This is a genomic window from Salinicola lusitanus, assembly GCF_038648475.1.
Lineage (GTDB): Bacteria > Pseudomonadota > Gammaproteobacteria > Pseudomonadales > Halomonadaceae > Salinicola > Salinicola lusitanus.
This window is the reverse complement of sequence record NZ_CP151919.1, coordinates 1,274,773-1,290,553: the sequence shown is the minus strand read 5'-3', so window position 1 is coordinate 1,290,553 and position 15,781 is coordinate 1,274,773. Positions and strand designations below refer to the sequence as shown.

Below are 15,781 nucleotides of genomic sequence, written 5' to 3'. Positions count from 1 at the left end.
CGAGGAGTGTCGACAGCTCATGGACTTCGAACTCGACGCCGACCAGCAGGCCTACCGAGAGGCGGCACGCCAGTTCGCCCAGCGCGAACTGGCGCCCAACGCCGCCGAATGGGACGCCAACAGCGTCTTTCCGGTGGATGTCCTGCGTCAGGCCGGAGACCTCGGCTTCTGCGGTCTCTACACCCCGGAAGCCGCCGGCGGGCTGGGCCTGAGCCGCCTCGATGCGACCCTGATCATCGAGGAGCTGGCCCAGGGCTGCACCTCCACCACCGCCTTTCTGACCATCCACAACATGGTCAACTGGATTCTCGCCAGCTACGCCAACGAGGCCCTGCGCGAGGCCTGGCTGCCCGCCATGCTGAGCGGCGAGAAGCTCGGCTCCTACTGCCTCACCGAGCCCAACGCCGGCTCCGACGCCGCCTCGTTGCGCACCCGAGCGCGTCGCGATGGCGATGCCTATGTGATCGACGGCAACAAGATGTTCATCTCCGGTGCCGGCGACACCCAGCTGCTGGTGGTGATGGCCCGCACCGGGGCGCCGGACAGCGGCGCCGGCGGCATCTCCGCCTTCGCCGTGCCGGCGGACACGCCGGGCATCGGCTACGGCAAGAAAGAGGCGAAGATGGGCTGGAACAGCCAGTCCACCCGGGCGATCAGCTTCGACGGCGTGCGCGTGCCGGCGGACCACCGCCTCGGCGAAGAGGGTGAAGGTTTTCGTATCGCCATGCGCGCCCTTGATGGCGGGCGCATCAATATCGCCACCTGCTCGGTGGGCACCGCCCAGGCCGCGCTCACCACCGCCCACCGCTACCTGAACGAGCGCGAACAGTTCGGACGCCCGCTGGCCAGCTTCCAGGCGCTGCAGTTCAAGCTCGCCGACATGGCCACCCAGCTCGTCGCGGCGCGCCAGATGGTGCGTCTGGCGGCGAGCAAGCTCGATCGCGGCGACCCCGACGCCACGCTCTACTGCGCCATGGCCAAGCGCTTCGCCACCGACCAGGGCTTCGCCATCTGCAACGAGGCCCTGCAGCTCCACGGCGGCTACGGCTACCTGCGCGACTACCCGCTGGAGCGTCATGTTCGCGACTGTCGGGTACACCAGATTCTCGAGGGCACCAACGAGATCATGCGCCTGGTGATCGCCCGCCGCCTGCTCGACAAGGACGACCTGGAGACCCTGATATGAGCGATCATCCCGCCGACGGCCTGCGCCTGGAGCGCCGCGGCGCCATCGCCGTGCTGACCATCGACAATCCACCCGCCAACACCTGGCACGAAGGCTCGCTAGCAGCACTAGCCGACCATCTCGACGCGCTGGCGGCCGAGCCCCAGCCACCGGCACTGGTGATCACCGGCGCCGGCGACAAGTTCTTCTCCGCCGGGGCCGACCTCAAGCGCTTCACCGAAGGTAAGGCCACCGCGCTGGAGATGGCGACCCGCTTCGGCCGCGCTTTCGAGACCCTGAGCGCCTACCCCGGGGTCACCATCGCCGCGATCAATGGCTACGCCATGGGCGGCGGGCTGGAGTGCGCGCTGGCCTGTGACATCCGGATCGCCGAGCGCCAGGCCAAGCTGGCGCTGCCCGAGGCCAAGGTGGGGTTGCTGCCCTGCGCCGGCGGCACCCAGCACCTGCCGTGGCTGGTCGGCGAGGGCTGGGCCAAGCGCATCATCCTGTGCGGCGAGCGCATCGACGCCGAGCGCGCGCTGGGTATCGGTCTGGTCGAGGAGCTGGTCGACGCCGGCCAGGCGCTGCCCACCGCGCTGGCTCTGGCCGAGCAGAGCGGCGGCCAGAGCCCGGACGCGTTGGCGCGCTGCAAACGCCTGATCATGAACGCCCGCGACCACGGCCTGCCCCACGGCTACCGCATGGAGCGCGAGCTGTTCATGGAGCTGTTCGACACCGCCGCCCCGGGGGAGGGCATCGGCGCCTTCCTCGACAAGCGCCCGCCGCGCTGGCGCGAGGACGCGACCCCGGGCGCCGTCGATGACACCCGCGACGGAGATCAGGCATGAGCGCGCCGGTACAATTCGACACCCTGGCCACCGCCGACGGCCACCGCCTCGGGCGCATCACCCTCGATGCCCCCAAGAGCCTCAATGCGCTGTCGCTGGAGATGATCGATGCCATCCAGGCGCAGATCGACGCCTGGGCCGAGGACGCCGAGATAGTCGCACTGTGGCTGGAGGGTGCCGGCGACAAGGCGTTCTGCGCCGGCGGCGACGTGGTCGCCCTCTATCGCGCCATCGCCGAAGGCCACACCGGCCGTGACCCCGAGGCCGCGGATGGTGCCGTGGCGCGCTACTTCACCCACGAGTATCGCCTCGACCACGCCCTCCACACCTATCCCAAGCCGATCGTCGCCTGGGGCGACGGCATTGTCATGGGCGGCGGCATGGGGCTGCTGGCCGGTACCTCGCATCGGGTGGTGACACCGCGCTCGATGCTGGCCATGCCGGAGATCACCATCGGCCTCTACCCGGACGTGGGCGCGAGCTGGTTCCTGAACCGCATGCCGGGGGCCAGTGGCACCTTCCTCGGCCTGACCGGTGCCCGCCTCAACGCCACCGACGCCCTGTTCGTCGGTCTCGCCGACCGCCTGATCGCCGCCGAACGCCGCGACGCGGTGATCGACGATCTGCTCAATGCCGACTGGTCCCGGCCGCGCCCGGCCCTCGAACGGGTGCTGCGCACCCACGCCGAGGCGAGCCGCGATCTCGCCCCGGCCGCCGAGGTCGCACCACGGCAGGAAGCGATCGCCGCGCTGACCGACGCCGACAGCGACGAAGATCTGATCGCCGCGATCATCGCCGCCAGCGACAGCGACGACGCCTGGATCGCCCGCGCCGCGCGCAGCCTGGCAGCCGGCTCACCGCTCTCGGCGCGGCTGATCCTGCGCCAGTTGGCGCGCTGCCGGCGCGTCTCACTGGCCGAGGCGCTGCGCAGCGAGCTCGACCTGTCGCTGGCCTGCGCCACCCACGGCGATATCGCCGAGGGGGTGCGTGCGCTGCTGATCGACAAGGACAAGACTCCCCGATGGCAACACCGGCACGGCGAGGTATCCGACGCCGATATCGCAGCCTGCTTCGTTTCCCCTTGGGATCGCGATGGCCATCCCCTGCGCGATCTCGGCGATCGAGCTGTCGACGAGGAACCGACCCATGCAACTGACTGAACGCACCTTCATCGTCACCGGCGGCGGCTCCGGCCTGGGCGCCGCCACGGCGAACATGCTCGTCGACAACGGCGCCAACGTGGTGCTGGTCGATCAGGACATCGAAGCGGCCCGCCGCCTTGCAAAAGCGCTTGGCACCCGCACGCTGGCGCTGCAGGCCGACGTCACCCGCGAAGCCGACGGCGAGCGGGCGATCGCCGAGACGCTCGAACGCTTCGGCGCCCTCCACGGGCTGATCAACTGCGCCGGGGTGGCGCCGGCAGAGAAGATCCACGGCAAGCGCGGCGTACACGGCCTCGACAGCTTCCGCCGGGTGGTCGACATCAACCTGATCGGCACCTTCAACATGCTGCGTCTGGCGGTGGCGGCGATGCAGGAGAACCCGGCGACGGAGGACGACGGCGAGCGCGGGGTGGTGATCAACACCGCCTCGGTGGCGGCCTACGAGGGCCAGATCGGGCAGGCCGCCTATGCCGCCTCCAAGGCCGGCGTGGTCGGCCTGACCCTGCCAGCCGCCCGCGAACTGGCCAGCTCGGGCATCCGGGTGATGGCGATCGCCCCCGGCATCTTCGACACCGCCATGATGCAGGGCATGCCCGAGGAGGTGCGCGAGAGCCTCAACGCCAAGGTGCCGTTCCCGCCGCGCATGGGCCACGCCGAGGAGTACGCCGCGCTCGCCTGCCAGATCCTCGAGAACCGCTATCTCAATGGCGAGGTGATACGCCTGGATGGCGCCATCCGCATGAGTGCGCGGTGAAAAGCGACTGAGAGGGTGTTTACAAATTCGACGAGCGAAGGCAAGACAAGGCGAAATCGGCCGAAAAAGCGGAGTTTACAAGGGGTAAATGAGTATTTTGAGGTCGATTTCAACGCCGTATTGTCGAGCGCAGGCATTTTGTAAACACCCTCTGAGTATCGATCCCTCACCAGCATGGGAGAGCCGACTATGAACACCCCCGACCCGATCGTCATCGTCGGCGCCAAGCGCACGCCGATGGGCGCTTTTCAAGGCGCCCTGGGCGGGCTTGCCTGCCCGCAGCTGGGCGCAGCGGCGATTCGCGGCGCCCTCGAACAGGCCAGCCTGGCGCCCGACAGCCTCGACGAGCTGATCATGGGCTGCGTGCTCCCCGCCGGGCAGGGCCAGGCACCGGCGCGCCAGGCGGCACTCGGTGCGGGCCTGGCCGAGTCGACGCCCTGCACCACCGTCAACAAGATGTGCGGCTCCGGCATGAAGGCGGTGATGCAGGCGTTCGATACCCTCTCGCTGGGTCACGCCGCCCACGCCATCGCCGGCGGCATGGAGAGCATGAGCAACGCCCCCTATCTGCTGCCCAAGGCGCGCGCCGGGCTGCGCATGGGGCATGCCCAGGTGCTCGATCACATGTTCCTCGACGGGCTCGAGGACGCCTACGAGCCGGGGCGGCTGATGGGCACCTATGCCGAAGATTGTGCCCAGGCCTTCGGCTTCAGCCGCGAGGCCCAGGATGCCTATGCCATCGCCTCGCTGACCCGCGCCCGCCAGGCGATCGAGAGTGGCGTCTTTCTAGATGAGATCGTCACCCTCGACGCCCCCGCCGGCCGCGACACCCGCCGGGTCGACCAGGACGAACAGCCCCACAAGGCCAATCTCGAGCGCATCCCCCAGCTCAAGCCCGCCTTTCGCGAGGGCGGCAGCGTCACCGCGGCCAACTCGAGTTCGATCTCCGACGGCGCCGCGGCGCTGGTGCTGATGCGCCAGCGCGAGGCCGAACGCCAGGGGCTGACCCCGCTGGCGCGTCTCCACGGCCACGCCAGCCACGCCATGCGCCCGGGTGACTTCCCGGTGGCGCCGATCCACGCCGTGCGCAAGCTGTACCAGCGGCTCGGCTGGTCGCGGGAGAGCGTCGATCTCTACGAGATCAACGAAGCCTTCGCCGTGGTGGCGATGGCGGCCATGCACGAACTCGATCTCGACCACGAGCGGGTCAACGTGCACGGCGGCGCCTGCGCCCTGGGCCACCCGATCGGCGCCTCCGGCGCGCGCATTCTGGTCACGCTGCTCAACGCGCTCGCCCACCATGGGATGACCCGGGGCGTCGCGGCGATCTGTATCGGCGGCGGCGAGGCCACGGCGGTAGGTATCGAACGGCTCGCGTAGCCGCAGACGCGAGTGCCGGCATCCCTGCCGCACGACATCCACTCCAGGAGAGGTATGACGATGACCGGGCCAACCCGCGCCACACCCAGTCACCAACCCAGCTACGTCAGCGGCACCAGCGAGCAGCCGCTGCTGGGACTGACCATCGGCGACTGCCTCGATGCCGCCGCCGCTGCCTGCCCGGAGCGCGAGGCGCTGGTGAGCTGCCACCAGAACCTGCGCTACACCTACGCCGAACTGCGCGCGGAGGCCGACCGCATCGCCCGTGCCCTGCTGGCGATGGGGGTGGAGCGTGGCGACCGGGTCGGTATCTGGTCACTCAACTGTGCGGAGTGGGCGCTCACCCAGCTGGCAAGCGCCAAGATCGGCGCGATCCTGGTCAATCTCAACCCGGCCTACCGCGCACGCGAGCTGGAGCACGCGCTGCTGCAGTCGGGGCTCTCGGTACTGGTGCTGCAGGGCGCCCACCGGGCCGGTGGTGAGATCCGCTCCCACTACGTCGATATCCTCTGCCAGCTCGCCCCGGAACTGCGCGACGCCCCTACCCCCCACAACGAGCAGCGCCGGCTCGACTGCGCCAGCCTGCCCCAGCTCAGGCAGGTGGTATGTCTCGACCCCGAGCTCGCCACCCCGGGCATGTGGCACTGGGAGGAGCTGCACGCCCTTGCCGAGGCAGTACCCACCGAACGACTGGCGGCACTGCAGGCCGAACTGCAGTTCGACGACCCGATCAATATCCAGTACACCTCCGGCACCACCGGCGCGCCCAAGGGGGTGACGCTGACCCACCACAACATTCTCAACAACGGCTACTTCGTCGGCGCCGGCATGAACCTGCAGCCCGCGGAACGCGTGGTGATCCCGGTGCCGCTCTACCACTGCTTCGGCATGGTGATGGGCAACCTGGCGTGTCTCACCCACCGCGCCACCATGATCTACCCCAACGCCGCCTTCGACCCGACGGCCACCCTGCGTGCGGTGGAAGCGGAACGCGCCGATGCTCTCTACGGCGTGCCCACCATGTTCATCGCCGAGCTCGAACACCCCGAGTTCGCCAACTTCGATCTCTCCAGCCTGCGCACCGGCATCATGGCCGGCTCCAACTGCCCGGTGGAGGTGATGAAACGGGTGATCGAGCGCATGCACATGGAAGCGGTCACCATCGCCTACGGCATGACCGAGACCAGCCCGGTGAGCCTGCAGACGCGCACCGACGCGCCGCTGGAGAAGCGCGTCGCCACCGTCGGCACCATTCACCCGCACCTGGAGGTGAAAATCATCGACCCGGCCAGCGGCCAGGTGCTCCCGCGCGGCACCAGCGGCGAACTCTGCACCCGAGGCTACAGCGTGATGCAGGGTTACTGGGACAACGACGACGCCACCCGCCAGGCGATCGACACCCACGGCTGGATGCACAGCGGCGATCTGGCGATGATGGACGATACGGGCTATGTGGCGATCACCGGGCGCATCAAGGACATGATCATCCGCGGCGGCGAGAACCTCTACCCGCGCGAGATCGAGGAGTTTCTCTACACCCACCCGGCGATCTCCGATGCCCAGGTGTTCGGCGTGCCGGACGACCACTACGGCGAGGCGGTGGCGGTCTGGATTCGCCTGGTGGAGGGCGCCGAGCTCGACGAGGAGGGCGTGCGCGCCTACTGTCGCGAGCGCATCGCCCACCACAAGATTCCGCGCTACGTGAAGTTCGTCGACGATTTCCCGATGACCGTCAGCGGCAAGGTGCAGAAATTCCGCATGCGCCAGACCACCAGCAATGAACTGGGGCTGGAGTAACCGCTGGACACGGTCTAGGTTCGTACGAAAAGTCGTCTCGCACCGCGCCCCAGGCAACAGGCTCCTTCGGATTGCCATCCCATGACGATCGCCCTCGAGGACGCTATACCTGTGCGTAGCCGCCATCGACGAAGACTTCGCCACCGGTCATGTAGCTACTGTCACTGGAAGCGAGAAACGCGGCTACCGCAGCCGTTTCGGCGGGATCCCCCATCCGTTCAAGTGGCGTTGCCTGCATCTGTCCGGTCAAGATGTCGTCGCTCAGTAGCCCTTTCACCGTGTCCGTCTCCGTCAGACCGGGTGACAGCACGTTGACCCGAATACCGCTGCCTCGGAGATCCTGGGCCCAGCTCCTGGCGAGGTTGCGAACGGCCGCCTTGGAGGCGCTGTAGACGCTCATTGCCGGCGTCCCCGTCACGCCTACCGTTGACCCCGTCAGAATGATCGAACTGCCGGCTGGCATCAAAGGCAGCGCCTTTTGCACCGTGAACAGCGTGCCCCTGACGTTGATATCGAACGTCCGGTCGAAATGCTCGGGTGTGATCGCACCGAGAGCCACCAGCTCACCGACCCCGGCGTTCGCGAACAGGATATCGAGACTGCCCCTTTCGGATTTCACCGTCGAGAACAGGCGATCGAGATCTGCCGACTTCGTGACGTCACCCCGGACGGCACGCGCATGGGAGCCGAGTTCGGCCACTGCTTCGTCGAGAGCTTGCTGTCTGCGCCCGAAGAGGTAGACGAACGCCCCTTCCGTCGTGAAACGCTTCGCCGTGGCCAGGCCGATCCCCGATGCACCGCCTGTGATCACGGCGGTCTTTCCCTGTAGCTTACCCATCCGTCTGCACTCCTGGTATTGAGGTGGAGGCAGGTTAAGAATTAACATTCTTTTCTACAAGTATGCACCTTTTGGTAAGTATCAAAATGAACGAGAAAACCTTGGCACCCTCCCCTTTCATCTGTGGTCTCGACGCCACGCTCCATGTCATGGGCGGCAAGTGGAAGCCGCTTATCCTCCACTTCCTGGCGGGTGGCTCACTGCGCTATGGCGAGCTGAAGCGCAGCATCCGAGGCATCAGTCACAAGATGCTGATTCAGCAGCTCAAGATGCTGGAGCGGGATGGCGTCGTGTCGCGGACGGATCACGGGGAGATTCCTCCCCGCGTGGATTACGCACTGACGCCGCTTGGCCACAGCTTGTGCGAAGCACTCAGGCCACTGTGCAGTTGGGGAGACCAGCACACCGAGATGATCGCCACCATGCTGGAAAAGCGCGAAGCGTAGCCACCCGCTCGTTCGGCTCTACGTTGGCGGCGTCAGTGAGTCACCCCCGATTGACCACCGCCATGGTCAGTCGCGACATGCATACCAGCCGGCCGCGCTCGTCCTCGATGCGGATCTCCCAAAGCTGAGTGGTGCTGCCCAGATGCAGTGGCCGGGCACACCCCTCGACCCAGCCTTCACGCACCGCGCGCACGTGGTTGGCGTTGATCTCCATCCCCACCGCCATCTTGCTTTCGTCGGCCAGACACAGGTTCGCCGCAATGCTGCCCAGCGTCTCCGCCAGCACCACCGAGGCACCGCCGTGGAGCAGACCGTAGGGCTGATGGGTGCGCGCATCCACCGGCATACGACCGCGCAGGCAGTCGTCACCCAGCTCGGTGAACTCGATCCCGATATGCGCCACCAGCGTCTGCTGGCACTGGGTGGCGAGGGCTTCCAGGGAAGCGGGACGTTTCCAGATCGACATGACAGGGATCTCCGGTGAAGACAGCGAAGGAGGCCGACGCCTCCCTCTTTAGGCTAGTTCTCGTATTAACACGTTGACGTTAACGTTAATCAATACCTATCGTCATCTCGTCCCATGGGGTCCCGAAGCGGGCAGGCGTGCTTATTCACACCCTTACCGGGACTTACCCACTACTTATCCACAGCAAACCTCGTTGTCAGCAACGCTCAACCATAACAACGCCCTTTCACAACAACGTCCATCCACAACAACAAGGCTCTCGCTACCCGTCATGGTGCCGGAGCTCCGACCAAGGCCATCGACCCATGAGCACACTGGCTATCGTTGTCTCGCTGATCCTGCTGATCGTCCTCGCCTATCGCGGCATCACCGTGCTGCTGCTGGCACCGCTGATGGCGTCGCTGGCGGTACTGCTGTCCGGGGAAGCCGGGCTGCTGCTGCCGATCTATACCAGCACCTTCATGAGTGCGCTCGGCGGTTATCTGATCAAGTTCTTCCCGCTGTTCATTCTCGGCGCCCTGTTTGGCCAGCTGATGGCCGACTCCGGTGCGGCGCATGCCATCGCCAACTGGATCATCAAGCGCCTCGGCACCCGCCACGTGGTGCTGACCGTGGTGCTGGCCTGCGCCATTCTCACCTACGGCGGCGTGTCGCTGTTCGTGGTGGCGTTCGCGGTCTTCCCCATCGGAGCGGCGCTGTTCCGCGAGACCGGCACGCCCAAGCGGCTGATTCCCGGTGCCATCGCCCTGGGCTCGTTCACCTTTACCATGACCGCGCTCCCCGGCACGCCGGCGATCCAGAACGCGATCCCGATCCCGTTCTTCCAGACCACCAGCTTCGCAGCACCAGGGCTAGGCATCATCGCCGGCGCGATGATGCTGGGTCTTGGCACCTGGTGGCTGCAGTCCCGTGCCAGCAAGGCGATGCGCCAGGGCGAGGGCTACGGGCATCACCCCAACGAGAAGATCGATATCGCCGAGGTGCCGGTCATTGGCACCGTCGCTGCCTTCACCCCGCTGGTGATGGTGATTCTGCTCAACGGCCTGCTGACCTACTGGATTCTGCCGAGTCTCGATTTCTCGCAGCTGCCGGAAGAACGCTTCGGCGCCCTCGACCCCAATTCGATGCTCGGGCTGTGGGCGATCATCATCGCGCTGCTGACCTCCTGCGCCTGGCTGGTCGTCAGCCGCTGGCGCCACTGGGTGGATCTCAAGGAGACCATCAACAAGGGCTGCTTCGGCTCGATGCTGCCGGTGTTCAATACCGCCTCCGAGGTCGGCTACGGCGCGGTGATCGCCAGCCTCGCCGGCTTCGTCATCATCCGCGATGCGGTGCTGAGCCTGGCGCCGGGCAATCCGCTGATCTCCGAGGCGGTCTCGATGAACGTGCTGGCGGCGGTCACCGGCTCCTCCTCCGGCGGCATGAGCATCGCCCTCAGCGTGCTCGGCGACGACTATCTGCGCATGGCCAATGCGGTCGGTCTCAACCCCGAACTGCTGCACCGGGTCGCCACCATCGCGGCCGGCGGCATGGATACCCTGCCCCACTCCGGCGCGGTGATCACGCTGCTGGCGATCTGCGGCCTCACCCATCGCCAGGCCTATCCCAACATCGCCGCGGTCACCATCGTGGTGCCGATGATCACCCTGGTCGCGGTGATCACCCTGGGCACTCTGTTCGGGAGTTTCTGAGCCGATGAACGATGCCCACCCCAGCGCACTGCTGACAGCAGGGCTCGACTACGACCGCCTCCACGCCACCTTCGCGTGGGAGGTGCCGGCGCGGTTCAACATCGCCAGCGTCTGCTGTGACCGCTGGGCGGAGAACCCCAAGCGCCTGGCGATGATCGAGATCGGCGACGACGGCAGCACCCGCGAGGTCACCTTCGCCGAGCTCCAGCGCGGTGCCAACCGACTCGCCAACAGCCTGGTCGCCCAGGGCATTCAGCCCGGCGACCGGGTCGGGGTGCTGCTGCCCCAGCGTCACGAGACCGCGCTGGCGCATCTGGCCTGCTTCAAGCTGGGGGCGATCGCGGTACCGCTGTTTAGCCTGTTCGGCCCCGAGGCGCTGAATCACCGGCTCGCCGACTGCGGCATGCGCGCCATCGTCAGCGATGCCCGCGGCCTGGCGACGCTCGACGAGATTCGCCACCAGCTACCGGCGCTGCAGGCGATCTACACCGTCGATGCCGTGCCCGAACCGGGGCGCGCCACCGCTGACGCGCTCGATTTCCACGCCGAGCTGGCCGCCGCCAGCGAGGTTTTCGTCACCCGCGACACCCATCCCGACGAGCCGGCGCTGATCATCTACACCTCCGGGACCACCGGCAGCCCCAAGGGCGCGGTGCACGGCCACCGGGTGCTGCTGGGACACCTGCCAGGGGTGGAGATATCCCATAACCTGCTGCCGCAGCCCGGTGACCGCCTGTGGACCCCGGCCGACTGGGCCTGGATCGGCGGCCTGCTCGACGTGCTGCTGCCGGCGCTCTACCACGCGGTGCCGATCGTCGCCCACCGCATGCTCAAGTTCTCGCCGGAGGCGGCATTCGCGCTGATCGAGCGCCACCGCGTGCGCAACCTGTTCCTGCCGCCGACCGCACTCAAGCTGATGCGCCGGGTCGAGCAGCCGCAACGCCGCTGGCGGCTCGACGTGCGCAGCGTCGCCAGCGGTGGCGAGTCGCTGGGCGAAGCGCTGCTGGCGTGGGGGCAGGAGACCTTCGGCCTCACCATCAACGAGTTCTACGGCCAGACCGAATGCAACATGGTGCTCTCGGCCTGCGCGGCGCTCGGCGTGCACCGCCCGGGGGCGATCGGCAAGGCGGTGCCGGGGCACGAGCTGGCCATCGTCGACGCCGAGGGTGAACGGCTCGCCGACGGCGAGACCGGCCATATCGCGGTGCGCGCGCCGGACCCGGTGATGTTTCTGCACTACTGGCAGAAGCCGGAGGCGACCGCGGCCAAGTTCGCCGGCGAGTGGCTGCTGACCGGCGACATGGGTCGGCGCGATGCCGAGGGCTACTTCACCTTCCTCAGCCGCGACGACGACGTCATCACCAGCGCCGGCTACCGCATCGGCCCTGCCCCCATCGAGAACTGCCTGCTGGGCCACCCGGCGGTGCGCATGGCCGCCGTGGTGGGCAAACCCGATGAGCTACGCACCGAGATCGTCGCCGCCTACGTGGTGCTCGCCGACGGCTGGGACGCTTCCCCGGCGCTGGTGGAGACGCTGCAGCAGCACGTGCGCTCGCGCCTGGCGGCCCACGAATACCCGCGCGAGATCCACTTCGTCGACGAATTCCCGATGACCGCCACCGGCAAGATCGTGCGCAAGGCACTGCGAACGCTGGATCGCGACGAGACCCCATGAACACGCCCCTTGCGAGCCCAGGAGTGATTGCATGAATTTTGTCGGCAACGCTTTCGACGAGATCGCCGTCGATGACACCTTCGGCCAGACCCTGACCATTACCGAGGCGCATATCGTCCAGGCCTGTGGCCTGTTCGGCGACTTCAACCCGCTGCACAGCAACGACGCCTTCGCCAGACAGACACGCTTCGGCCAGCGCATCCTGCACGGGCCGATGACCTCGGCCTACATGACCGCTTCCATCGGCATGTATTTCTATGCCACCGCGGTGGCCTATCTGGCGCACGACTGTCGGTTTCTGGCCCCGGTCCTCGCCGGTGACACCCTGACCACCGAGTGGCGCATCGCCGAGCTGATCGCCAAACCTCACCATCGGGGCGGCATTGCGGTGCTGGCGGGGCACTGCCGCAACCAGCGCGACGAGATCGTCGCCGAGGCCGACGGCAAGATCCTGCTGCTGGATCGGGCGGCGGTGCCGGAGGAGGCCCGACGATCCTAGATCTTTCTTGAAGAGCCTAGACCATGGTCGAGGGGCTCTAGCCGCATCTGATTATTGACGTTAACGTCAACGTATAAAGTCGAGAACACCTGCGAGCCTATTCGCCCGCGGCCCGGCGTTCTCGTCCATCGACAGCGGAGGATCATCCGATGCACGCCCCCTACACCGAGCTCGATTTCGGCCTCGACGACGAGCTGAACATGCTGCGCGAGCAGGTCAACGCCTTCGCCCGCGACGAGATCGCCCCGCGCGCGGCCCAGATCGACCACGACAACGTCTTCCCCGCGGACCTGTGGCAGAAGTTCGGCGACATGGGCCTGCTCGGCATCACCGTCAGCGAAGACGACGGCGGCAGCGGCATGGGCTACCTGGCCCACTGTATCGCCATGGAGGAGATTTCCCGGGCCAGCGCCTCGGTGGGGCTCTCCTACGGCGCCCACGCCAATCTCTGCGTCAACCAGATCAAGCTCAACGCCACCGCCGAGCAGAAGGCCAAGTACCTGCCCAAACTGATCAGCGGCGAGCACGTGGGGGCGCTGGCGATGTCCGAACCCGGCGCCGGGTCGGACGTGGTCTCGATGAGTCTGCGCGCCGACAGACACGGCGATCACTACGTACTCAACGGCAACAAGATGTGGATCACCAACGGCCCCGACGCCGACGTGCTGGTGGTCTACGCCAAGACCGACCCGGAGGCCGGTGCCAAGGGCATCACCGCCTTTCTGATCGAGAAGGGGTTCGCCGGTTTCTCCACCGCGCAGAAGCTCGACAAGCTGGGCATGCGCGGCTCCAACACCTGCGAGCTGGTGTTCGAGGATTGCCAGGTGCCGGCGGAGAACGTGCTGGGCGAGGAGAACCGTGGCGTACGCGTACTGATGAGCGGGCTCGACTACGAGCGCACGGTGCTCGCCGCCGGCCCGATCGGGATCATGCAGGCGTGTCTGGACGTGGTGGTGCCCTACGTCCATGAGCGCAAGCAGTTCGGCCAGGCGATCGGCGAGTTCCAGCTGATCCAGGGCAAGCTCGCCGACATGTACACCACGCTCAACGCCTGCCGCGCCTATCTCTACGCCGTGGCCGGCGCCTGCGACCGCGGCCGAACCAGCCGCAAGGACGCCGCCGGGGTGATCCTCTACTGCGCCGAGAAGGCGACCCAGATGGCGCTGGATGCCATCCAGCTGCTCGGCGGCAACGGCTATATCAACGAGTACCCCACCGGGCGGCTGCTGCGCGACGCCAAGCTCTACGAGATCGGCGCCGGCACTAGCGAGATTCGGCGGATGTTGATCGGGCGCGAGCTTTTCGCGGAATCGGCATAAATCAGCATCGGGCTTCGGGCTTCGAGCCTCGAACTGCTCGTAGCTCGTAGCTCGTAGCTCGTAGCTCGTAGCTCGTAAGAGGATTTCCATGGCCATACTGAGTAGCCAGATCAACCCCCGCGCCGAGGCCTTCCAGGCCAATGCCCAGGCGCTGCGAGCGGAGGTCGACAAGCTCCACACGCTGAGCGCCGAGATCGCCCGGGGCGGCGGCGACAAGGCACGCGCCCGGCACGAGTCCCGCGGCAAGCTGTTCGTGCGCGAGCGCATCGACCAGTTGCTCGACGAGGGCGCGGCCTTCCTCGAGATCGGCGCGCTGGCGGCCCACGAGGTCTACGACACCCCGGTGCCCGCTGCAGGGGTGGTCGCCGGCATCGGCCGGGTCAGCGGTGTGGAGTGCGTGATCGTCGCCAACGACGCCACGGTCAAGGGCGGCACCTACTTCCCGCTGACGGTGAAGAAGCACCTGCGCGCCCAGGAGATCGCCCGCAAGCACCGCCTGCCCTGCCTCTACCTGGTCGACTCCGGCGGCGCCTACCTGCCGGCGCAGGACGAGGTCTTCCCCGACCACGACGACTTCGGCCGCATCTTCTACAACCAGGCCACGCTCTCCGCCGCTGGCATCCCGCAGATCGCGGTGGTGATGGGCTCCTGCACTGCCGGCGGCGCCTACGTGCCGGCGATGGCCGATGAATCGATCATCGTGCGCAACCAGGGCACCATCTTTCTCGGCGGGCCGCCGCTGGTGAAGGCTGCCACCGGCGAGACCATCACCGCCGAGGATCTCGGTGGCGCGGATGTGCACGCAAAGATCAGCGGCGTGGTCGACCACTACGCCGAGAACGATGCCCATGCGCTGCAGCTCGCCCGCCGCGCGGTCTCCCGGCTCAACTGGCGCAAGCGCGGCAAGCTGGCGCTGCGGGAATCCCGCCCGCCGCGGCTCGACCCTTCGGAGCTCTACGGCATCGTCGGCACCGACCTGCGCAAGCCGTATGACGTGCGCGAGGTGATCGGGCGGCTGGTGGACGACTCCGACTTCGACGAGTTCAAGCGCTATTACGGCGACACCCTGGTCACCGGCTTCGCCCACTGGTGCGGCCACCCGGTGGGCATCGTCGCCAACAACGGGGTGCTGTTCTCGGAGTCCGCGCAGAAGGGCGCGCACTTCATCGAACTCTGCGCCCAGCGCCAGATCCCGCTGATCTTTCTACAGAACATCACCGGCTTCATGGTCGGCTCCAAGTACGAGCAGGAGGGCATCGCCAAGCACGGCGCCAAGCTGGTCACCGCCGTGGCCTGCGCCAAGGTGCCCAAGTTCACCGTGCTGATCGGCGGCAGCTTCGGCGCCGGCAATTACGGCATGTGCGGCCGTGCTTATGACCCCAACCTGCTGTTCATGTGGCCCAACGCGCGCATCTCGGTGATGGGCGGCGAACAGGCGGCCAACGTGCTGGCGCAGGTGAAACGGGAGCAGATGGAGCGCGACGGCAGCGGCTGGCCGGAAGACGAGGAAGCCGCCTTCAAGGCGCCGATTCGCGAACAGTACGAGCGCCAGGGGCACCCGTACTACGCCAGCGCCCGGCTGTGGGACGACGGTGTGATCGATCCATTGCAGACCCGCGATGTGATCGGCCTGGCACTCTCCGCGGCTCTAAACGCCGAAATCGAAGAGACGCGTTTCGGCGTGTTCCGGATGTAGGCGCTTCGCGCCAAGCCACGAGCGACGGGCAGCGAGCCACGAGC

At 67.1% G+C, this 15,781-nt stretch carries 14 protein-coding genes; 12 read left to right on the top strand and 2 right to left on the bottom strand.

The window, feature by feature from the left end:
- The first annotated feature begins 19 nt into the window (after positions 1-19).
- The 6 genes from AAGT95_RS05945 to AAGT95_RS05920 all read left to right on the top strand — a co-directional run bounded on the left by AAGT95_RS05945 (position 20) and on the right by AAGT95_RS05920 (position 7,107).
- Complete coding sequence (locus tag AAGT95_RS05945; protein ID WP_342595865.1) at positions 20-1,186, top strand: acyl-CoA dehydrogenase family protein; 1,167 nt, start codon at positions 20-22, stop codon at positions 1,184-1,186.
- Positions 1,183-2,013 (top strand): enoyl-CoA hydratase, encoded by an 831-nt coding sequence (locus AAGT95_RS05940; protein ID WP_342595864.1) that lies wholly within the window; start codon positions 1,183-1,185, stop codon positions 2,011-2,013. The genes AAGT95_RS05945 and AAGT95_RS05940 overlap by 4 nt, the downstream gene beginning before the upstream one ends.
- A complete protein-coding gene (locus AAGT95_RS05935; RefSeq protein ID WP_342595863.1) occupies positions 2,010-3,173 on the top strand; it encodes an enoyl-CoA hydratase/isomerase family protein in 1,164 nt (387 codons plus the stop codon). Before AAGT95_RS05940 ends, AAGT95_RS05935 begins: the two co-directional genes overlap by 4 nt.
- Complete coding sequence (locus tag AAGT95_RS05930; protein ID WP_342595862.1) at positions 3,160-3,930, top strand: SDR family NAD(P)-dependent oxidoreductase; 771 nt, start codon at positions 3,160-3,162, stop codon at positions 3,928-3,930. The genes AAGT95_RS05935 and AAGT95_RS05930 overlap by 14 nt, the downstream gene beginning before the upstream one ends.
- Positions 3,931-4,119: 189 nt before the next feature.
- A complete protein-coding gene (locus AAGT95_RS05925; RefSeq protein ID WP_342595861.1) occupies positions 4,120-5,310 on the top strand; it encodes an acetyl-CoA C-acyltransferase in 1,191 nt (396 codons plus the stop codon).
- 60 nt (positions 5,311-5,370) lie between these two features.
- Positions 5,371-7,107 (top strand): AMP-binding protein, encoded by a 1,737-nt coding sequence (locus AAGT95_RS05920; protein WP_342595860.1) that lies wholly within the window; start codon positions 5,371-5,373, stop codon positions 7,105-7,107.
- A gap of 103 nt (positions 7,108-7,210) precedes the next feature.
- Here the strand turns inward: AAGT95_RS05920 and AAGT95_RS05915 are convergent, their stop codons facing one another.
- Positions 7,211-7,945 carry an SDR family oxidoreductase gene (locus AAGT95_RS05915; RefSeq protein WP_342595859.1) on the bottom strand — a complete coding sequence of 245 codons (735 nt, stop codon included), beginning with the start codon at positions 7,943-7,945 and terminating at the stop codon, positions 7,211-7,213.
- A gap of 101 nt (positions 7,946-8,046) precedes the next feature.
- Here AAGT95_RS05915 and AAGT95_RS05910 point away from each other — a divergent pair, with 101 nt between their 5' ends.
- The gene (locus AAGT95_RS05910; RefSeq protein WP_342595858.1) at positions 8,047-8,391 is read left to right on the top strand and encodes a helix-turn-helix domain-containing protein; all 345 of its coding nucleotides are present in this window, start codon (positions 8,047-8,049) and stop codon (positions 8,389-8,391) included.
- A gap of 40 nt (positions 8,392-8,431) precedes the next feature.
- Here the strand turns inward: AAGT95_RS05910 and AAGT95_RS05905 are convergent, their stop codons facing one another.
- Positions 8,432-8,857: a hotdog fold thioesterase gene (locus tag AAGT95_RS05905; protein WP_342595857.1), complete on the bottom strand. Its 426-nt coding sequence runs from the start codon at positions 8,855-8,857 to the stop codon at positions 8,432-8,434.
- Positions 8,858-9,162: 305 nt separating this feature from the next.
- On the opposite strand from AAGT95_RS05905, the gene AAGT95_RS05900 reads away from it, so the two are divergent.
- From AAGT95_RS05900 to AAGT95_RS05880, 5 genes are all read left to right on the top strand, one after another.
- A complete protein-coding gene (locus AAGT95_RS05900) occupies positions 9,163-10,548 on the top strand; it encodes a GntP family permease (protein WP_342595856.1) in 1,386 nt (461 codons plus the stop codon).
- A gap of 4 nt (positions 10,549-10,552) precedes the next feature.
- Complete coding sequence (locus AAGT95_RS05895; protein ID WP_342595855.1) at positions 10,553-12,223, top strand: acyl-CoA synthetase; 1,671 nt, start codon at positions 10,553-10,555, stop codon at positions 12,221-12,223.
- A 31-nt stretch (positions 12,224-12,254) separates the two neighbouring features.
- Complete coding sequence (locus AAGT95_RS05890) at positions 12,255-12,722, top strand: MaoC family dehydratase (RefSeq protein WP_342595854.1); 468 nt, start codon at positions 12,255-12,257, stop codon at positions 12,720-12,722.
- Positions 12,723-12,871: 149 nt separating this feature from the next.
- Positions 12,872-14,041 carry an isovaleryl-CoA dehydrogenase gene (locus AAGT95_RS05885; RefSeq protein WP_342595853.1) on the top strand — a complete coding sequence of 390 codons (1,170 nt, stop codon included), beginning with the start codon at positions 12,872-12,874 and terminating at the stop codon, positions 14,039-14,041.
- Between the two features lie 88 nt (positions 14,042-14,129).
- Complete coding sequence (locus AAGT95_RS05880; protein WP_342595852.1) at positions 14,130-15,737, top strand: carboxyl transferase domain-containing protein; 1,608 nt, start codon at positions 14,130-14,132, stop codon at positions 15,735-15,737.
- Positions 15,738-15,781: the final 44 nt, after the last annotated feature.